Consider the following 19,319-nt stretch of genomic DNA (forward strand, 5'->3'; position numbering starts at 1 on the left):
GGGTACGGGGAGCCGGTGGCCGGGGCCGCGCGGGTGCGCGGCGGAGACGAGGGGCACCGCCGAGCACGTACGGGGCCCGTTCGCCGGTCCGTCCGCGCTGCTCGGGCCGCGCCCGGGGCCGTCAGCGCAGCAGCAGCTGGACGCCGCCCACCACCGTCGCCGCGATCACCAGCTGTTCGAACAGCCGCTGGTTGATCCTGTCCGCGGCCCATTTGCCGATGAGGGCGCCCGGCACGACGAACACGGCGAGGGTGGCGTCGAGGAGCAGCGAACGTCCGTCGATCAGGCCGAGGCCGACGCTGAAGGGCACCTTGGACAGGTTCACGATCAGGAAGAAGAACGCGGACGTGCCCAGGAAGCCCAGCTTCCGGAAGCCCGCCGACAGCAGGTACATCGACATCACCGGTCCGCCGGCGTTGGCGACCATGGTGGTGAAGCCGCCGAGGACGCCGTACGAGCGGGCCTTGACCCGGCCCGCGCGGGTGGCGATCGGGTCCGGTGCCGCCTCGGAGCCGGCGCGGCGCCGCCGCCAGAGCGTGACCGCGGCCATCAGCAGCAGGATCGCGCCGATCGAGACCCGTACGATCCCGTCGTCGGCCCAGACCAGGAACAGCGTGCCGGTCGCCACGCCGACCGCGACGGCGGGGAACAGCCGCCACAGGGTGGGCCAGTGGGCGTGCCGCCGGTAGGTGGCGACGGCGAGCAGGTCGCCCGCGATCAGCACCGGGAGCAGCACACCGGTGGAGGCGCGGGCGGGCAGGACCGCCGCGAAAACGGCGAGGCTGACCGTGTTGGCGCCGCTCACCGCGGTCTTGGAGAAGCCGACCAGGAGCGCCGCGAAGGCGAGCGCGGCGTACTCCCATCCTGAAATGTGCCAGAGCGTCATCATGTCCATGCGGGGACCGATGTTATGCCCACGCATCTGACCTGCGTAAGGACGTCCCACCTGTCGGCCGTGGCACCCGCGCCGCCCGGACACCAGGACGGCGGTGCCGGCGGCGGCGCGGGGAGCCGCGGCGGGAATCCGCACGACCAGCCACGCCGCCGCCCGGGGGTACCCCGTGCGTGCGGGAGGCCGAGGACTCGAAGACGACGCCTCGCCGGGGCACCCGGCGGAGCGCTACCGCTCCACCAGAACCGCACTTCCCTGCCCGACTCCCACACACATGGTGGCGAGCCCCCGCCTGGCCCCGGTACGGCGCATGCGGTGCAGCAGGGTGGTGAGGATGCGGGCGCCGGAGCAGCCCAGCGGGTGCCCGAGGGCGATGGCCCCGCCGCTCGGGTTGACCAGGTCGGGGTCGATGCCGAGCTGGTCGACGCAGGCCAGGGCCTGGGCGGCGAACGCCTCGTTGAACTCGGCCGCCTGGACGTCGCCGGTCTTCCAGCCGACCCGGGCCAGCGCCTTGCGGGTGGCGGGCACGGGTCCGATGCCCATCACATCGGGGTGGACGCCCGCGGAGGCGCCGGCCGCGTACCGGCCGAGCGACTCCAGCCCCAGCTCGTCCAGGGCCTCCTCGCTGACCAGCAGCAGGCCGGCCGCGCCGTCGTTCATCGGTGAGGCGTTGCCCGCGGTGACGGTGCCGCCCTGGCGGAACACCGGCCGCAGCCCGGCCAGCTTCTCCAGCGAGGTGTCCTCGCGGATGCACTCGTCGCTGTCGACGACGACGCCGTCCGGGCGCCGCACGGGCAGGAGTTCACCGTCGAAGTGGCCGTCCCTGCGGGCCGCGGCGGCAAGACGGTGGCTGCGCAGCGCGAACTCGTCCTGGCGCTCGCGCGGGACGCCGTAGCGGTCGGCGACCTCCTCGGCGGTCTCCCCCATGGACAGCAGCCCGTGGAGGTCCTTCATCGCGGGGTTGACCAGGCGCCAGCCGAGGCGGGTGTCGGCGGTCTCGATCCGGTGCGGCAGGGCCTCGTCGGGGCGGGGCAGCACGAAGGGGGCGCGGCTCATCGACTCGGAGCCGCCCGCGACGACGATGTCCGCCTCGCCCGCGGCGACGGCCCGGGCGGCGGTGGTGACGGCCTCAAGGCCGGAGGCGCACAGCCGGTTGACGGTGGCGCCGGGCACGGTCTCGGGCAGGCCCGCGAGGAGCGCGGCCATCCGGGCGACGTTGCGGTTGTCCTCGCCGGCCTGGTTGGCGGCGCCCCAGTACACGTCGTCGATCCGGGCCGGGTCGAGCGCGGGCGCGTCGGCCACCAGGCCGCGGATCACGGCCGCCGCGAGGTCGTCGGGCCGCACGGAGGAGAGCGCTCCGCGCAGCTTGCCGATGGGGGTGCGGCGGGCGGCCGCGAAGTGGACGGGACGCATGGCGGGGCTCCTGACTACGGCGCTGTGGACCGGCCAACTTAATTAGCGCTGCTAGTTTTAGAACTATAGTCCGTCCGCCGGTCCGCTGGGAAGATCGCACCCCGGTCCGCTTCCCGGACGGCGTACTGCCCGCGTGAGCCGCGGTGTTTGCCCCGTTGCGCGCCCGGGCACCCGCACCCGCGTCGCACGTCCGCCGGGCACCACCCGGCCGGTCCGGGCCGTCCGGTGTCCGATTCCCGGGACAGCCGCGATCACCGGACGGCAGAATGTCGGCGGACAACCGCAGATGAGAAGGGCAGAGACGTGAGCGAGGGGCACCCCCCTGCGGACGGGCCGGTGAAGCTGAACACCTCCGTGGCGCACAACGCGCGGGTCTGGAACTACTGGATCGGCGGCAAGGACAACTACGAGGTCGACCAGCAGGTCGGCGAGCATGTCGCCGGGCTGTTCCCGGTGATCAGGGCGGTCGCGCGCGCCGACCGCGAGTTCCTGGGGCGGGCGGTGCGGTTCCTGACCGCCGAGCGCGGGATGCGGCAGTACCTCGACATCGGCACCGGACTGCCGACGGTGAACAACACCCATGAGATAGCGCAGCGGATCGCGCCCGCGTCACGGATCGTGTACGTCGACAACGACCCGATCGTGCTGGCGCACGCCCGTACCCTGCTCACCAGCAGCTCCGAGGGCGTCACCGACTACATCGACGCCGATGTGCACGACACGGACGCGATCCTGCGGCGGGCCGCCGAGACCCTCGACCTGTCGCGGCCGGTCGCGGTGATGATGCTGGGCATCCTGAACTTCGTGATCGACACGGACAAGGCACGGGACATCGTGCGCCGGGTCATGGCGGCGGTGCCCTCCGGCAGCCACCTCGTGCTCACGCACCCCACCCACGACCGCGAGGTCGGCGGCGCAGGCAACGTGGCCGCCATGGAGTTCTGGAACGAGAACGCCACGCCGCCCATCATCGCCCGCGGCAAGAACGAGGTGGCCGCCTTCCTCGACGGCCTGGACCTGCTCGAACCGGGACTGGTGCCGTGCTCGCAGTGGCGCGCGGGACCCGATTCCCCCGCGGCGGTCCCGCAGTTCGGTGTGGTGGCCGTGAAACCCTGACCCCCGGACCGAGCAGCCGAGCCCCGTCTTGGAGGACGTATGACCACTCTGGCCGACCCCGTGCCCGGGGGGCGTCCCGGCGATGTGGAGCGGGCCGTGGAGCGCGCCGCCGAACTGACCGGACGCGGCGTGTGCGGGATCGTCCTCGCCTACGTCGACACGGCGGGCGTCGGCCGGGTGAAGACCGTCCCGACCACACGGCTCGCCGACGCCGCCGCCTGGGGGGTCGGCATGTCGCCGGTCTTCGACACGTTCCTGGCCGACGACTCGATCGTCACCACGGACGTCCTGGGCTCGCCCGACGGCGACCTGCGGCTCTACCCGGACCTGGACCGGCTGGTGGAGCTGGCAGGCCAGCCGGGCTGGGCCTGGGCCCCGGTCGACCGGATCACCCAGGAGGGCGAGTCGCATCCCGGGTGCAGCCGGACCTTCCTGCGCCGCATCGTGGCGGACGCCGGGGCACGGCTCGGCATCACCTTCCGGGCGGCGGTCGAGATCGAATGGTCCGTCGGCCGTGCGACGGCGCCCGACGGGACGTTCGTGCCCGCGGTGTCCGGCCCGGCCTACGGTGCCGCCCGGCAGGTCGAGCTGAGCGACTGCACCGCCGATCTGCTCACCGCCCTCGCCGCGCAGGGCGTGGAGGTCGACCAGATCCATCCCGAGTACGCGGCCGGGCAGTTCGAGGTGTCGGTGGGCGCGCTGGACCCGGTGGCGGCGGCCGACCGGAGCGTCCTGGTACGGCAGACCGTCCGTGCCGTCGCGCAACGGCACGGCCTGCGCGTGTCCTTCTCCCCTGCCGTGCTCGCCGCGGGCGTCGGCAACGGCGGCCATCTGCACCTCTCCTGCTGGCGGGGCGGGGTGAACCTGCACTCCGGGGGCGGGGGCCGGTACGGGATGACGGCCGACGCGGAGTCGTTCACCGCCGGGGTGCTCGCCCGGCTGCCCGCGCTGACCGCGGTGACCGCGCCGAGCCCCGCCAGCTATCTGCGGCTGCGGCCCTCCCAGTGGGCGGGCGTGTTCACCGCCTGGGGCCGGGAGACCCGCGAGACGGCGCTGCGGGTCGTCACCGGCACCACCGGCCGCCGGGAACGGGACGCGAACCTGGAGGTCAAACCGGTCGACCTGGCCGCCAACCCGTATCTCGCGCTCGGCTGCGTCATCGCCGCCGGTCTCGACGGCATCACCGACGCGGCTCCGCTGCCCGCGGAGGTCACCGGGGACCCGGCCCGGTTCGGCGCCGACGAGGCCGCGGCCCGGGGTGTGCGGCGGCTGCCGGCCACGCTCACCGCGGCGGTGGAGGCGTTCCGCGCGGACAAGGTGCTGCGCACCGCGCTGGGACCGGTCCTGGCCGACGCGGTCACCGCGGTACGCCTCGGGGAGGCCGCGGCCGTCGAGGGCCTGGACGACGCGCAGGTGGCGGCGGCCTACCGCTGGAAGTACTGACGATGGGCGCGGTCCGGGAGACGCTCGACGCACTGCCGTTGGTGGACCACCACTGCCACGGCGCCGTCACCGCCGACCTCGCGCCGGCCGCGTTCGAGTCCCTGCTCACCGAGGGCGAGACCTGGCCGGGCAGCGGTATCTCGGCCTTCGACACGCCCGTCGGGGTGGCCGTGCGCCGGCACTGCGCGCCCCTGCTCGACCTGCCCCGGCACGCGCCCGCCGCCGACTACCTGGCCCGGCGCACCGCCCTGGGCTGGGCGGAGGTCAACCGGCGCCTCCTGTCGGCCGCGGCGGCCGAGGCGTTCTGCGTCGACACCGGCTACACCCCGCATCCCCTCACTTCCCCCGCCGAGCTGGCCCGGGCGGCCGGCGCGGCGGCGTACGAGGTGGTACGGCTGGAGGGGATCGCCGAGTCGGTGGCCCGCCGGGGCGTCGAGGCGGGCGCGTACGCGCGGGAGTTCCGGACCGCCGCCGAGGAGGGCGTACGCCGGCCGGGCGTGGTCGCGGTGAAGTCGGTGGCCGCCTACCGCACCGGCTTCGCCCTGGATCCGGCGCGGCCCGCGGACCACGAGGTGACCGCCGCGGCCCGGCGCTGGCTCGCGGCCGGCGGCCGGCTGGCCGACCCGGTGCTGATACGGCATCTGCTGTGGACCGCCGTCGACCTGGGGCTGCCGCTGCAGTTGCACACCGGGTTCGGGGACGATGACATCCGGCTGCACCGGGCCGACCCCGCCCTGCTGACGGACTGGCTGCACCTGATCCGGGGCACCGTGCCCGTGCTGCTGCTGCACTGCTGGCCGTACCAGCGCAACGCCGCCTATCTCGCTTCGGTGTTCGAGCAGGTGTACCTGGATGTCGGGCTGGCCCTGCACCATGCCGGACCGGTCCGGGCCCGGGCGATCCTGGCGGAGGCGCTGGAGATCACCCCGTTCCGCAAACTGCTGTACAGCTCCGACGCGTACGGTGTGGCCGAGTTCCACCACCTCGGCGCGCTGTGCTTCCGACAAGGGCTCGCCGCGCTGCTGCAGGACCGGGTGGACGCCGACGAGCTGAGCCTGCCCGACGCCCTGCGGATCGCCGCCTGGGCGGGCCGGGACAACGCCCGCCGCCTGTACGGACTGCCCGCATCCGACCCCGCCCGCGACTGAGCGCCCACCACACCCGGAAAGTATGATCAAGCAATGTCTGACATGACCGAAACCACCCCCGGTTGGCTGTCCTCCGACGAGTTGGAGATGGCGCGCGCCCGCATGCCGATCCTGTACGTCGAGGCCGTGCCGGTGCGCGTGGACGACAGCGGCGAAGTCACCAGCATCGGTCTGCTGCTGCGCATCGGACCGGACGGCACGGTCAGCCGGACCCTGGTCTCCGGCCGGATCCTGCACCACGAGCGGGTCCGCGACGCGCTGTTGCGGCATCTGGAGAAGGACCTGGGCCCGGTGGCGCTGCCACGGGTCCCGGCCTCGCTCCAGCCGTTCACGGTCGCCGAGTACTTCCCGACCGCGGGGGTCACTCCGTACCACGATCCGCGCCAGCACGCGGTGTCCCTCGCCTATGTCGTCCCGGTGACCGGCGACTGCCGCCCCCGCCAGGACGCACTGGACCTCGTGTGGTTCACCCCGCAGGAGGCCGCGTCGGAGGCGGTGCAGAGCGAGATGCCGGGCGGGCACGGGGCGCTGCTCAAGCAGGCCCTCGCGTACGTCGGCCAGGTGCCCTGACCGACGTACGCGGGGGCGTTCAGTGCAGGTCGGCCCGCGGCGGGGTGCCGTCGAGGAAGCCGCCCGACTGGTGCTGCCACAGCTTCGCGTAGGCGCCTTCCGCCGCGAGCAGTTCGTGGTGGGTGCCCTGCTCGACGATCCGCCCGCGGTCGAGCACGACGAGCCGGTCCATGGCGGCCACCGTGCTCAGCCGGTGCGCCACCACCAGTGCCGTCCGCCCTTCCATGAGCCGCCACAGCGCCTTCTGGACCAGGATCTCGCTCTCGGAGTCGAGGGCGCTGGTCGCCTCGTCGAGCAGGAGGATCGGCGCGTCCCGCAGGATCGCCCGGGCGAGGGCGACCCGCTGACGCTGTCCGCCGGACAGTTTCACGCCGCGCTCGCCCACCATGGTCCCGAAGCCGTCCGGCAGCGCGTCCGCGAACTCCGTGACGTGCGCCGCCTCGGCCGCGCGGCGGATCTCGGCGTCGGTGGCGTCGGGCCGCGCGAAGGCGATGTTGTCCCGCAGCGTGCGGTGGAACATCGCCGGGTCCTGCGGCACATAGGCGATCAGGCTGCGCAGGTCCGCCTGGCGCAGCCGGCTGATCTCCTGACCGCCGATCAGGATCCGGCCGGAGTCGATGTCCGTCATCCGCAGCAGCAGCCGGGTGAGCGTGGTCTTGCCACCGCCGGAGCGGCCGACGAGCCCGAGTTTCGCCCCGCTGGGCACGGCCAGGTCGAGGCCCTCGAACAGCGGATCGGCGCCCCCGTGGGCGAAGGTCACCCGCTCGAACCGGACCTCGGCCGGACAGGACGACAGCGGCTCCGGCATCACCGGGTCCAGCACCGTCGGCGCGCTCTGCAGGAGTTCGGTGAACTGCGCGGCCTCCGTCATCGAGCTCTCCAGACGGCGGTAGATCTGGTTGAACTCGAACATGATCCGTGTCGCGTTGGTGTAGTACGTGAAGGCGACCACGACGGCCTCCACACCGTGCCCGCGCCCGGCGAACGCGACCGCGATCAGCAGGCCCAGCACGTTGGTCAGTACGGACATGGGCGCGACCAGGGTGTCGATGCGCAGATTGCCGTAGTCCCAGGACCGCAGGGTGAGCCGGCGCGACGCCGCGACGCGGGAGCGGTGCTCGGCGGCCTCGCGTCCCTCGGCGGCGAACGCCCGGACCGTGTCCATGTTCATCAGGCTGTCGGCGACATGGCCGGACACCCGGGCGATCGCCTCCTCACGTCGGCTGACCAGGGCCTGGCGGCGGCGGATCAGCGGCACCACGCACAGCGCGGTCACCACGATCATCGTCAGCAGGCCGACCACGAGCAGCGGTTCGTACCGCCACAGCACGACCGAGCCGAAGATCAGCGGCACGAAGCTGCCCGCCACGTTGAACGTCAGCGTGTCGACGAACTCCTCGAAGCGGGTGGCGAAGCTCAGCACCCGCTTGGTCAGCGACCCGGCGAAGTTGTCGTGGAAGAACGCGGCGTCCTGGGCGAACAGTTCGTCCATGCCGATCACGTACAGGTGCTCGATACCGAGGGCATCGATACGGTTCAGGCAGTGCAGGCCGATCCGCCACAGCGCCTCCGCGAACAGCAGGACGCCGGCGAAGCCGAGGACGTACGGCAGTGCCATGCCGATGCCGGGGCGGCCGTTGTCGGCGATGTCGGCGACGAGTTTGGCGACGATCAGCGGCCCGACGTAGGCGATGCCGATGTTGCCGAGCGCCGGCAGCAGCATCGCGGGCACCGTGAGCCGGCGCAGCCGCGCCAGTTCCCGTCCGTAGTACCGGAGCGCAAGGAGCACCGAGCCCTTGCGCGGTTGTGTCGTCTCTGAATCAGGCGGTCCCATCCCAACCCTGTGATGTAGTAGGACAGCCCGCAACCCCACGCGGCACACCACGGCGGCCGGGAACGTCAGGAGCGGACCAGGAGGACCGGCAGTGTCCCTCGGGCGCGCTCGCGACGTCCACGCGTTTTCTGCCGGACCGCACCCAATGCGCCATGTGGGCAGACCTGCGATCGGCGGGTCCTGCGCGACGGCACCGGCGGCTGGACCGCGGCCGTGTGGCTGGACACCGCGATCGTCGTCGCCGGGTTCTGCCTGCCGATCGTCACGCCCTGCGGGGCGCCATGAAGACGTAGAGGCCGAGGATGTCGGGGCACGGGGCGACGCCAGGGCCACCCGCCTGTACCCAGCGGGCGATGTCGTCGGTGGCTTCGGGGTCGTTGACGAGGCCGAGCCAGACCGGGCGGGCTCCCGCAGCGCGGGCCTCGGCGGAGGGCTGGACGACGATCACGTTGGCGTGTTCGCACACATCGAGGCAGTCAGAGACCCGTACGGGTACCTCCTCGGCCAGGCGGGCGAGTTGGTGGTCGTGATCCACGCCGGCGACTTTCGGGGTTCCGCAGCAGCAGTCCCGGCAGACGACAACTCGGCACGGAGCGGGTCGGGCGGTGGTGTGCTCCGTGCCGGCTGCTTCAGGGCTCTGTCGGGGCATCGCTCGTCACGCTCCTCTTCGGGAGAGATCCGTCCCGGGCGGCCGAGCGCAAGAAGCGGATCACAGGGTGGCCGGGTTCGTGGGTGACCTCGGCACGGACGCCGTAGACCTGCTCGATGAGGCCGGGGGTGAGAACCCCGGCGGGGGTGCCCTCCGTGACCGCGCGGCCGTCGCGCAGGACGAGCAGGCGGTCGCAGTACATCGCGGCGAGGTTGAGGTCGTGCAGGGCGATCACCGTGGTGACCGGCAGCCCGCCTATCAGGTCCAGGAGGTCGAGCTGGTGCTGGATGTCGAGGTGGTTGGTCGGTTCGTCGAGGAGGAGCTCGCGGGGTTCCTGGGCGAGGGCACGGGCGATCTGGCTGCGCTGGCGCTCGCCGCCGGACAGGGTGTGCCAGGACTGGTCGGCCCGGTCGGTCAGTCCGGTGCGCGCCAGTGCCTCGGTCACGGCCACCGCGTCGGCCGTCGTCGAGGGTGTCCAGGCACGGCGGTGCGGAATGCGGCCGAGCGCGACGACGTCCCTGACCGTCAGTTCGGTCAGGGTGTGGGCGTGCTGCTCGACAGTGGCGACCCGGCGGGCGGTGGCGCGGCGGCCGGCCTCGGCGAGCGGGCGCCCGTCCAGGGTCACGACCCCGGCGGTGGGTGAGAGGACCCCGGCCAGCAGTCTGAGCAGTGTGGACTTCCCCGAGCCGTTGGGGCCGAGCAGACCGACGGTCTCGCCCGGCCGCAGGGCGAGGGTGACGCCGTCGACGACGACCTTGCCGCCGATGTGCCGGACGACGCGGTCCGCTCGCAGGCTGGTCATGCCCTTCCCCGTCCGCGATGGAGGACGGCGACGAATGCCGGCACGCCGATGAGGGACGTCACCACGCCCACCGGGACCTCCTGGGGGTCGAGGACGGTTCGGGCGAGGGTGTCCACCCACACCAGGAAGACGGCCCCGGTCAGCGCGGTGACCGGCAGCAGACGGGCGTGCCCGGAGCCGGTGAGGGCGCGGGTGGCGTGCGGCAGGACCAGGCCGACGAAGCCGATCGCGCCGGCACAGCTGACCAGGGTGGCGGTGAGCAGGGCGGTCGCGCAGAGCAGGACCAGGCGGGTGCGGGCGACCCGGATCCCGAGTCCCGCGGCGGCCTCCTCGCCGAAGGCGAACGCGTCGAGCGTACGGGCGTACCCGAGGCAGACGACGAGGACCACCGCCAGGACGACGGTGCAGAGCAGTACCTGTCCCCAGTCGGCGCCGGTGAGCGAGCCGAGCAGCCAGAACAGCACGCCCCGGGTGGTCTCCGCGTCCGCCGAGGTGAGGACGGTGAAGGAGGTCAGCGCGGAGAACAACTGCATGGCCGCGACCCCGGACAGGACGACCCGGTCGGTGGAGCCGCCGAGGGTGTGGCTGAGCAGCAGCACCAGGCCGAAGGAGAGCAGCGCGCCGAGGAAGGCGCCCGCCGACAGGGACACCGCTCCCCCGCCCACGCCCAGCACGACCACGGCGACCGCTCCGGTGGACGCGCCGGAGGAGACCCCGAGCACGAAGGGGTCGGCGAGCGGGTTGCGCAGCAACGACTGCATGACCGCCCCGCACACGGCGAGTCCGGCCCCGCACACGGCGGCCAGCAGCGTGCGCGGCATCCGCAGGTTCCACACGATTCCGTCCCGAAGCGGCGCCAACGTGCTGTCGCCGAGGCCGAGATGGGCCGCGACGGACGCCCAGACGTCACCGGTGGAGATGTCGGCGGGGCCGATCGTCACGGCCACGGCGATCGACACCAGCAGCGCGGCCGGTCCCCCACCCGTCAACAGCAGCGAGCGGACGCTCACTTGGCGAACCCGAGGCCACGCAGACCGGCGGCGACGTTCTCGATCCCCTCGATCGTGCGGATGGAAGGGTTCATCGCCTGCCCGCTCAACGGGACGTACCGCTTCTTCTTCACGGCCGTCAGATTGCGGGTGGCGGGGTTGGTCTCCAGGAAGCGGATCTTGGCCTTCGCGGTCTCCGCGGTCTGCTGCCTGCGGGTCAGGTCGCCGATCACGATGACGTCGGGGTCGCGGTCGGCGACGGTCTCCCAGTTGATCTGGGGCCATTCGTCGTGGGTGTCGGAGAAGGCGTTCTTCGCGCCGACCGCGCGGGTGATGGCGCCGGGAGCCCCGCAGCAGCCGGCGAGGTAGGGCGACTGGGAGTTGGCGAACCAGTACATGAGGGAGATGTCCGAGGCGTGCAGTCCGGCGGTGGCCGTGCTCACCCGCTTCCTCAGCGAGGCGACGAGCTTCTCGCCGCGCTTCTCATCGCCGAACGCACGTGCCAGGTTTCGTATTTCCCCGTAGACGGCGTCGAGGGTGAGCGGTTCGCTGCGCGATCCGTCGCCGCCGCTGTCGTTGTCCTTGCCCGCGGAGCAGTCGGACGGCGAGACGTAGGTGGGCACGCCCAGCTTCTCGAACTGCTCGCGGGTGGCGACCCCGCCCTTGCCGAGGGTGGAGACGAACGAGGCGGTGACGAAGTCGGGTTCGGCGTCCAGGGCCTTCTCGAAGGAGGGCGCGTTGTCCGCGAGGCGCGGCACGGACGCGTTGGCCTTCTCCAGACCCTTCATCACCGGGTCGGTCCAGGTCGCCGTACCGGCCATGCGGTCGGCGAGGCCGAGGGAGAGCAGGATCTCCGTGGTGCCCTGGTTGAGGGAGACGGCCCGCTTCGGCGCCGACTTCAGGGTGACCTGGTGGCCGCAGTTGTCCAGCGTCACCGGGTAGCCGGCGGCTGAGATTTCCTCCGGCTTCGCGTCGTCGTCGCCGGAGGAGCCGCAGGCGGTGAACAGCAGAGCGGACGCGAGGAGAAGCGCCGGGGTACGGGGAAGGGCGGGGGTGCGGAGCACGGGCATGCCTCTGGAGTCGGGGCTCGTACGCGGAGCCTGGCCTACGGACGTCCCTCCGCGCCGGGGCGCGAAGGTGCCAGCAGGTCTTCGGACTCGGGTTCGTCCGGTCGGGGCGCCTTCCCGGTCTCCCAGTGGCGTCGTGCCCCGCCCGTCCCCCTCACCGCTGCGCGTCAGTTCCGGGTTCGCACCGGATTCCCTGGCCTCGGGTGTGGCTCGACTGGCCCACCGAGGCTATCAAGTCCGCCGTACGGTCAGATGGTGCGATCGGTCACCCGCGTGTGCCGGCTCACCATCCGGATGCCGGACGCAACCCTCCCGGCTCCCTGCCGTCCTGCTGCCGACCACGACCATCGGCTCGTGCCCGCAGACCGGGCAACTGCGCACCGCCCGCGCCGACCTGCGTGCCGGGCGGATCGACTCGTCCGGCTACGGCGAACGCAGCAAGGCGGAGATCGGCGAGGTGGTCGCCTCCCAGGAGAAGGCGCGCCTGGACGTCCTGGTGCACGGCGAGGCCGAGCGCAACGACATGGTGCAGTATTTCGCCGACCAGCTGACGGGCTGCCTCGCCACCCAGCAGGGCTGGGTCCAGTCCTACGGCACCCGCTGCGTCCACGATCCGCCGTTCAGGCCGTGGAGCACCTGCCGCCGCCCCCTCCTCAGGCCGTGGAGGACCTCTCGCACCCCCCGGCTACCGAAGCCACCGAGCCCAATAGTAAGGTATGCCTCGCCTAAGTATTGAACGTTTCATCACAGCTTCAGGAGCACCCATGTCTCTTCGACGCCGCGGCGCAGCCGCCGTCGCCGGCGCCCTCGTGGCCGCGCTGTCCCTCACGGCGTGCGGTGGGTCCGGCGGTGGGAAGGACAGCGCAGGGACCTCCGCGGCGGCCGGGGCCAAGGACTCGAAGTCGGTGGCGCAGGGCGGCAAGGACTTCGGGGACGCCGCACAGAAGACCGCCGCGATGGGCACGAAGGCCGGACCGGGCGAGTGGCCGCGCACCATCACCCACGCCATGGGCACTACGGTCATCAAGGAGCAGCCCAAGCGGGTGGTGGTCCTGGACGTCGGCGAACTCGACAACGTCGTCTCGCTCGGCATCAAGCCGGTCGGTCTTGCGCCCAGTGAGGGCTCGCCGGAACTCCCGTCCTACCTCAAGGGCGGCGCGGGCAAGCCCACGAACGTCGGCACCATCAACAGCCTCAATCTGGAGGCCATCGCCGCGCTCAAGCCGGACCTGATCCTCGGCAGCCAGTTGCGCGCCGCCAACTCCTACGACGAGCTGTCACAGATCGCGCCGACCGTCTTCTCCATCCGCCCCGGCTTCACGTGGAAGGAGAACTATCTCCTCAACGCGGCCACGCTGGACAAGACCGCGCAGGCCAAGGCCAACCTCGCAGCGTACGAGTCGAAGGCGAAGGCCCTCGGGACCAAGCTCGGCGCCGACAAGCCAAGCGTGTCGATGGTGCGTTACATGCCCGAGGGCAAGATCCGCCTCTACGCGAACGACTCCTTCATCGGCACCATCCTCGACGATGTCGGCATCCCGCGGCCGAAGAACCAGGACATCGCGGACCTGGCCGTGGAGGTCAGCGCCGAGAACATCGATCAGGCCGACGCCGACTACATCTTCACCGGCGTCTACGGCGACCCGAAGGCCACCGACAAGACCAAGGCCCAGGGCAACCCGCTGTGGAAGAACCTGAAGGCGGTCAAGGACGGCCACGCCTTCGACGTCTCCGACGAGACCTGGTACCTCGGGCTCGGAGTGACCGCGGCCAACGCGGTCCTCGACGACCTGGAGCAGCACCTCACGGCGTAAGCCCGTGATGCCGCCGCGGGCCGGACGCGGGCGGGCCCCGTGCCTGCCCGCGTCCGGCGTGCGACGGCCCCTTACCCCCATCCGGAAAGAGAGAGTGAGCGCGGCACATGGCGCGACCGACCCGTCGCCGCATCGCCTGGCTCGCGGGCTCCTCGGCGATGCTGCTGATCGCCGTCCTGCTGAGCCTTGCCGTGGGCAGTCGCCAGATCGCCCCGGGCGAAGTGTTCCAGGCACTGCTGCACGGCGGCACCAGTGACGACGCCCAGGTGGTGCGGGCGCTACGGGTGCCACGTACCGTCATCGGTGTGCTGGCCGGTACGGCCCTCGCCGTCGCCGGGACCGTCATGCAGGGGGTCACCCGCAACCCGATCGCCGAACCCGGCATCCTGGGCGTCAGCCAGGGCGCGTCCGCCGGGGTGGTGTGCGCGATTGCGTTCCTCGGCGTGCACACGCTCCTCGGATACATCTGGTTCGCCTTCGCGGGCGCGGTGCTGGCGGCCGTCGCGGTCTACGCCGTCGCCGCCGGCGGCTACCGCGGCGCCTCCCCCGTCAAACTCGCGTTGTCGGGCGCCGCGACGAACGCCTTCCTCGCCGCCGTGGTCTCCGGCATCGTCACCACCAACGCACGCGCCCTGGACGAATTCCGCTTCTGGCAGGTCGGTTCCATCAGCGGCCGGGACGGCGACGTCGTCGGTCAGATCTGGCCGTTCGTCGTGGCCGGCCTGGTGCTGGCCGGTGCCTTGGCCCGCGGCCTGGACGCGCTCGCGCTCGGCGACGACAGTGCCAAGGCCCTCGGCCACAACGTGGCCCTGCTCCGCGTCCTGGGCGCGGTCGGGGCGACCGTGCTGACGGGCGCGGCCGTGGCCGCCGTCGGGCCGATCGCGTTCACGGGCCTGGCCGTCCCGCACATCGCACGGGCGCTGGTCGGTACGGCGCACCGGTGGGTGCTGCCGGTGTCGGCCCTGCTCGGCCCGGTGATGATCCTCGCCTCCGACGTGCTCGGCCGTATCGTCTTCCCGCCCTCGGAGGTGCCGGTGGCCGTCATGACCGCCCTGCTCGGTGTGCCGTTCCTCATCGCGCTGGTGCGCCGCAGGAAGGTAGTCGCCGCATGAGCCGCACGACCGGCCCGGCAACCGCCCCGACGGCCGGCATGACAAAAACAGCGGCAGCGTCCGCCGCGCGTTCCGTACGCCCGGCAGGGCACGCCGTGCTGCGTACCGCGCGCGCCAGTTTCCTGGTCCACCGCAGAGCGGTGCTCGTCGCCGCCGCGCTCGCCGTACTGCTGACGGCGGCCGTCGTGGCGTACCTCTGCGTCGGCGAGTCCTTCGTCTCCCCCACGGAGGTCGTCAACGTCCTGCTCGACAGGCCGAGTCCCGACCGGCTCGTCGTCGGCACGCTGCGGCTGCCGCGGCTGGTCGTGGGCCTGCTGGCCGGGGTCGCCTTCGGGGTCGCCGGCGCCCTGGTCCAGACCGTCGCGCGCAATCCGCTGGCCAGCCCCGACGTCATCGGCGTGACGCACGGCGCGGGCGTGGCGACGGTCGCCGCGATGAGCTTCGGCCTCGTCTCCGCCACCGCGCTGCCGTACGTGTCGGTCGCGGGCGGCCTCGCGGCGGCGCTGCTGGTCTATGTCTTCGCCTGGCGCCGCGGGATGCACGCGTCCCGCTTCGTCCTCGTCGGCATCGGGATCTCGGTCGCCCTGGGCTCGCTGACCCAACTGTTCCTCACCAAGGGCGACTTCCTCGTCGCGCAGCAGGCCAAGGTCTGGCTGACGGGCTCGCTCAACAGCCGCGGCTACGACCAGGCGGCGCCCCTGGCGGCGGTCCTGCTCCTGGCGGTCCCGGCGGCCCTGTGGGCGGCCAGGGCCCAGCGTGGGGCGTCCTTCGACGACGACACGGCCATGGGGCTCGGTATCCGGCTGGACCGGGTACGGCTCGGTCTGACCGCGCTCGGCGTCGTCCTGGCGTCAGTGGCGACCGGCGCCACCGGCCCCATCGACTTCGTCGCCCTCCTCGCCCCGCAGATCGCCCGCCGCCTGACCCGTACGGCGCAGATCCCGCTGCTGTCCTCAGCGCTGGCGGGCGCCCTCGTGGTGGTCGTCGCGGACCTGCTGGCCCGGCGCCTGTTCTCCCCCGTCGAACTCCCCGTCGGCGTCCTCACCGCAGCGGTGGGCGCTCCCTACCTGATGTGGCTGATCAGCCGCACCCGCAGCCGCACCGGAGGCACCACCTCATGAGCCGTACCAGCCGACTCACCGCCAGGTCCCTGACGCTGGCCTACGAGGACCGGGTCGTCGTCGACCGGCTGGACCTGGACATCCCCGACGGGCAGGTCACCGTCATCGTCGGCCCCAATGCCTGCGGCAAGTCCACGCTGCTGCGCGCACTCGGCAGGCTCCTCAAGCCGCGCGACGGCACGGTGCTGCTCGACGGGACCGAGATCGCCCGCGTACCGGGCCGCCGGCTCGCCCGGACCATCGGCGTCCTGCCGCAGAGCCCCGTCCCGCCGGACGGCATCACCGTCGCCGACCTCGTGGCCCGCGGCCGCCAGCCGCACCAGAAGTGGTGGCAGCAGTGGTCCGAGGCCGACGAACACGCTGTCGCGGAAGCGCTGGAGCACACCGGTACCACCGCACTCGCCGACCGGCCGGTGGACGAACTGTCCGGCGGGCAGCGGCAGCGGGTGTGGATCGCCATGGCCCTGGCGCAGGAGACGGAACTGCTCCTGCTGGACGAGCCGACGACGTATCTCGACATCGCCCACCAGGTGGAAGTGCTCGACCTCATACGCCGGCTCAACCACGAGCGCGGACGCACCGTCGTCGCCGTCCTGCACGACCTCAACCAGGCCGCCCGCTACGCCGACCATCTCATCGCCATGAAGGACGGCCACGTCATCGCGCAGGGGCCGCCACGCGACATCGTCACCGCGGAGCTGGTCGAGGACGTCTTCGGGCTGGGCTCGGTCGTCGTCCCCGACCCGGTCACCGGCAGCCCTCTGGTGGTCCCCGCCGTTCCCTGGCAGCCCTCGGCCCATCCGGTACACAGGATCATGACGCAGACCAGTGGCCAGACGAGCACGAACACCCACACCTGGTAGTGCTCGAACAGGTGCCGGCCGAAACGATCGTCGCAACCGGGGATCTCCCACAACCGGTCGAGCAGCACGCCCGCGGTGACGATCATGGCGCTGTGCCAGAGATAGATCGTGACGGCCCGGTTGTTGAAGAACGTGATCACTCGATCGAACACGGCCAGCCCGCGGGGCAGTTCGCGCCAGGAGGGCGAGAACAGGAGCAGGATCACGACGAACCCGAGGGACGACGTCGCCTGGGCGAGCGGGATCTCGTTGAGGTTGATGCCGTCGTCGCTCGGGTGACCGAGCGCCCACACGGGTGGTGCGGTCACCTCCTGGAGGGACGTGGGGTACGAAGGAGTGGTGCCGGAGGTCATGCGGAGAGTCCCCCGGCGTGGTCGTCGGCGACGACGGCACCGATGTCGCTGGTGGGTCCGTCACCCGTCGGGGTGCCGTAGAAGTCGGTGGACGCGGTGTGGGCGGCGACGTTGCCGCGCGCGGGGCTGTCGGGGCTCAGCGTGTAGCCGTCGTCGAGGTCCGGCTCCGCCTGGATGTCGCCGTCGCCGAGGTCGTCGTTGAGCGGCCCGTTGATGACGTTGTGGTCGTGCGGCCACTGGTAGCCGTCGTAGAAGACCTTGCCCCCGTTGGGAAGGCTGATGATGTTGTTGGTGATCCGCATCCAGGAGTCCGCCGGGTCCGGGCCGTCCTCCCGGTACCAGAACAGCGTGAAGACCATGCGGATCACCCCGCCGACCGTGCGGCACCATGGTCACTCCGGCATTGCAACGCTCAACAACCGCACCAGTTCGTCCAGGGAACAGCCACTCGCGCGGGCTCGTTGCGCGGCCTGGAGCAGCAGCGGGGCGAGCACGGCTCCACGGTGACCGTCACGGTCACAGCCGAGCCACTCACTCGGCTTCTCGATTCTGAGATCGGTCAGGACGAGGCCACGCCGCCAAGCTGCCCCGCCCTGGAGCCGCGGCCCCCCAACTGAACGGGGTGCCGGGGCTCCGGGGCGGTTTGCAGGGCCGTCAGGTGCACTTCACGTAAACCGCGTCCGCCGCGTGGTGCGCATCCGTCGCGCCATGGGAGTTCCAGTCGTTGCCACGGTCATGCAGGACGACCGCCAGCCTGCCGTCGCTGATCTTCACGCTCGGGGCCGCCACCCACTGCCCGGGTTGGCTGGTCTGGTCAATGGTGAAGCTCGCGAGCTGTGTCCCGGAGGCGCTGCCTCCGGAGTGGACGGTGTAGTAGGACGGGTCGCCGCCGACGTGCCGGATGTCGGACGAGTCCGGGATGTGCACGCTGACGCTGCACGTACCCGAGGTGACGCGGCCGCCCGTGTTGAAGGCCCAGGTGGCGTAGTTGCCCGCGTCCTTCCCCTCGCCGGACATCGGGACGGAGCGGAACCGCCCGGTGCAGCCGTTGGACGCGTAGCCGCCCATGGCGGTCGTCCACTCGTCCTCGGACACGCTGGACGAGCCGTGCTCGCTGTAGGAGGCGCCGGACCCCGAGCAGTGCGGGCCCGCGTAGGCCGAGAAGACTTGGGATGCCTTGGGCTTGGACTCCGCGCCCGCGGCGGGTTGCCCGGCGGCCTTGGAGCCGGACCCGGACGTGCCGGGCGACTTGTGCGCCCCGTCGGGTGATGGCTTGTCGGCCGATACGCCCTGTCCGGCAGCGTCGGCGACCGAGCCGGCCTTGGGCGCCGGCGGGTTCGGCGTCGCACTGGCCTTGGTCCCGGACGACTTGCCGGCGTCGGGCTGCGCGCTCGGCACGTATCCGGACGGGGAGGAGTGCGGTCCGGCGTATCCGGCGGCGGTGTTGTGGTTCTTCTTGTCCTTCGAGTCGTCGCCTGAGTTGGCACTGATGACGAACGGCGCCGCGAGGAGGATGACGCCGCCGATCGCGGCGGCGGCGACCATGGGAGGAGAAATCCGGTTGAGGTTCCCCGGGGCGGCCGCCGCCCGGGTGCCCGGGTCTCCGTCGCCCGAGCCGCCGTCGGCGGCGGTTGCGGTGGCGGTGGCGGTGGCGGTCGAGGTCCGGCGGGAGCGCAGCCAGGAGAGCCGGGCGAGGCCGGAAGCGGCAGGTGCGGCGGCTCGGGCAGGCGTCGCGGTGGCCATCACCGTTTCCGGGACTTCCGCCTCGGGCGACGGCTCCTCGGTTTCCCCCTTCGCCGTCCCGGCGGGATCCGAGCCGCGCTCGGCCTCGGACTCAGCCCCTCCGGCATGGGACTCCGGCGGATTCGCCGCGCCACTCCCGCGGAGCGCCGAGGCGACCTCCTCCGCCATTTCCGGCTCGGCCTCCGCCTCTGTCTCGGCCGCGCCCCCGCTCTCCCCGTCCGCCCCGGCCTCGGGCTCAGGAGCCGCTCCTGCCGCCTCCGGGGCCGCGCCGATCACTCCCCCGCTGACGGACGCCGTGGAACGAGGCTGACGCGCCGCCGGCGCCTCGCGCTCCTCCGGGGCGGGCCTTTCGCCCCCCGCCTCGCCGCTCTCAGTCCTGTTTGCCGCCAT

At 72.3% G+C, this 19,319-nt stretch carries 17 protein-coding genes, 1 pseudogene and 1 riboswitch; of the genes and pseudogenes, 9 read left to right on the plus strand and 9 right to left on the minus strand.

Going from position 1 to position 19,319, the window contains the following annotated elements:
- Positions 1-121 precede the first annotated feature (121 nt).
- Positions 122-895, minus strand: a complete 774-nt coding sequence (locus tag ACFYPJ_RS28990; RefSeq protein ID WP_389023396.1) for a sulfite exporter TauE/SafE family protein — start codon at positions 893-895, stop codon at positions 122-124.
- A 225-nt stretch (positions 896-1,120) separates the two neighbouring features.
- Positions 1,121-2,305, minus strand: a complete 1,185-nt coding sequence (locus tag ACFYPJ_RS28995) for a thiolase family protein (RefSeq protein ID WP_389023287.1) — start codon at positions 2,303-2,305, stop codon at positions 1,121-1,123.
- 303 nt (positions 2,306-2,608) lie between these two features.
- Here ACFYPJ_RS28995 and ACFYPJ_RS29000 point away from each other — a divergent pair, with 303 nt between their 5' ends.
- Genes ACFYPJ_RS29000 through ACFYPJ_RS29015 form a run of 4 tightly spaced genes read left to right on the plus strand, consistent with a single transcriptional unit; the run spans position 2,609 to position 6,582 of the window.
- The gene (locus tag ACFYPJ_RS29000) at positions 2,609-3,421 is read left to right on the plus strand and encodes an SAM-dependent methyltransferase (protein WP_389023290.1); all 813 of its coding nucleotides are present in this window, start codon (positions 2,609-2,611) and stop codon (positions 3,419-3,421) included.
- 39 nt (positions 3,422-3,460) lie between these two features.
- Positions 3,461-4,864 (plus strand): glutamine synthetase, encoded by a 1,404-nt coding sequence (locus ACFYPJ_RS29005; RefSeq protein WP_389023293.1) that lies wholly within the window; start codon positions 3,461-3,463, stop codon positions 4,862-4,864.
- Positions 4,865-4,866: 2 nt separating this feature from the next.
- Complete coding sequence (locus ACFYPJ_RS29010; protein WP_389023296.1) at positions 4,867-6,012, plus strand: amidohydrolase family protein; 1,146 nt, start codon at positions 4,867-4,869, stop codon at positions 6,010-6,012.
- Between the two features lie 42 nt (positions 6,013-6,054).
- Entirely contained in the window at positions 6,055-6,582 is a 528-nt protein-coding gene (locus tag ACFYPJ_RS29015) for an NUDIX hydrolase family protein (protein ID WP_389023399.1), read from the plus strand.
- 19 nt (positions 6,583-6,601) lie between these two features.
- Here ACFYPJ_RS29015 and ACFYPJ_RS29020 read toward each other — a convergent pair whose 3' ends face one another.
- The 5 genes from ACFYPJ_RS29020 to ACFYPJ_RS29040 form a co-directional block, all read right to left on the minus strand.
- Entirely contained in the window at positions 6,602-8,416 is a 1,815-nt protein-coding gene (locus ACFYPJ_RS29020) for an ABC transporter ATP-binding protein (protein ID WP_389023299.1), read from the minus strand.
- Positions 8,417-8,678: 262 nt separating this feature from the next.
- Entirely contained in the window at positions 8,679-9,065 is a 387-nt protein-coding gene (locus tag ACFYPJ_RS29025; RefSeq protein WP_389023301.1) for a (2Fe-2S) ferredoxin domain-containing protein, read from the minus strand.
- Entirely contained in the window at positions 9,046-9,867 is an 822-nt protein-coding gene (locus tag ACFYPJ_RS29030) for an ABC transporter ATP-binding protein (protein WP_389023304.1), read from the minus strand. Before ACFYPJ_RS29030 ends, ACFYPJ_RS29025 begins: the two co-directional genes overlap by 20 nt.
- Positions 9,864-10,877: a FecCD family ABC transporter permease gene (locus ACFYPJ_RS29035; protein WP_389023307.1), complete on the minus strand. Its 1,014-nt coding sequence runs from the start codon at positions 10,875-10,877 to the stop codon at positions 9,864-9,866. The genes ACFYPJ_RS29030 and ACFYPJ_RS29035 overlap by 4 nt, the downstream gene beginning before the upstream one ends.
- The gene (locus tag ACFYPJ_RS29040; protein WP_389023310.1) at positions 10,874-11,926 is read right to left on the minus strand and encodes an ABC transporter substrate-binding protein; all 1,053 of its coding nucleotides are present in this window, start codon (positions 11,924-11,926) and stop codon (positions 10,874-10,876) included. The genes ACFYPJ_RS29035 and ACFYPJ_RS29040 overlap by 4 nt, the downstream gene beginning before the upstream one ends.
- 54 nt (positions 11,927-11,980) lie before the next feature.
- Positions 11,981-12,157, minus strand: a riboswitch (cobalamin riboswitch).
- Between the two features lie 82 nt (positions 12,158-12,239).
- Here ACFYPJ_RS29040 and ACFYPJ_RS29045 point away from each other — a divergent pair.
- The 5 genes and pseudogenes from ACFYPJ_RS29045 to ACFYPJ_RS29065 all read left to right on the plus strand — a co-directional run.
- Positions 12,240-12,539, plus strand: a pseudogene (locus ACFYPJ_RS29045) (5-methyltetrahydropteroyltriglutamate--homocysteine S-methyltransferase); the annotation flags it as partial.
- A 148-nt stretch (positions 12,540-12,687) separates the two neighbouring features.
- Entirely contained in the window at positions 12,688-13,737 is a 1,050-nt protein-coding gene (locus tag ACFYPJ_RS29050) for an ABC transporter substrate-binding protein (RefSeq protein WP_389023313.1), read from the plus strand.
- Between the two features lie 107 nt (positions 13,738-13,844).
- Positions 13,845-14,849, plus strand: a complete 1,005-nt coding sequence (locus ACFYPJ_RS29055) for a FecCD family ABC transporter permease (RefSeq protein WP_389023316.1) — start codon at positions 13,845-13,847, stop codon at positions 14,847-14,849.
- 38 nt (positions 14,850-14,887) lie between these two features.
- A complete protein-coding gene (locus tag ACFYPJ_RS29060) occupies positions 14,888-15,970 on the plus strand; it encodes a FecCD family ABC transporter permease (protein WP_389023403.1) in 1,083 nt (360 codons plus the stop codon).
- Entirely contained in the window at positions 15,967-16,833 is an 867-nt protein-coding gene (locus tag ACFYPJ_RS29065) for an ABC transporter ATP-binding protein (RefSeq protein WP_389023319.1), read from the plus strand. The genes ACFYPJ_RS29060 and ACFYPJ_RS29065 overlap by 4 nt, the downstream gene beginning before the upstream one ends.
- Before the next feature lie 349 nt (positions 16,834-17,182).
- Here the strand turns inward: ACFYPJ_RS29065 and ACFYPJ_RS29070 are convergent, their stop codons facing one another.
- Together ACFYPJ_RS29070 and ACFYPJ_RS29075 are read right to left on the minus strand one after the other, a co-directional pair.
- The gene (locus ACFYPJ_RS29070; RefSeq protein ID WP_389023322.1) at positions 17,183-17,554 is read right to left on the minus strand and encodes a hypothetical protein; all 372 of its coding nucleotides are present in this window, start codon (positions 17,552-17,554) and stop codon (positions 17,183-17,185) included.
- Positions 17,555-17,840: 286 nt separating this feature from the next.
- Positions 17,841-19,319 carry a hypothetical protein gene (locus tag ACFYPJ_RS29075; RefSeq protein ID WP_389023325.1) on the minus strand — a complete coding sequence of 493 codons (1,479 nt, stop codon included), beginning with the start codon at positions 19,317-19,319 and terminating at the stop codon, positions 17,841-17,843.

It is taken from the genome of Streptomyces sp. NPDC006012 (assembly GCF_042871185.1).
In the GTDB taxonomy this organism is placed as follows: domain Bacteria; phylum Actinomycetota; class Actinomycetes; order Streptomycetales; family Streptomycetaceae; genus Streptomyces.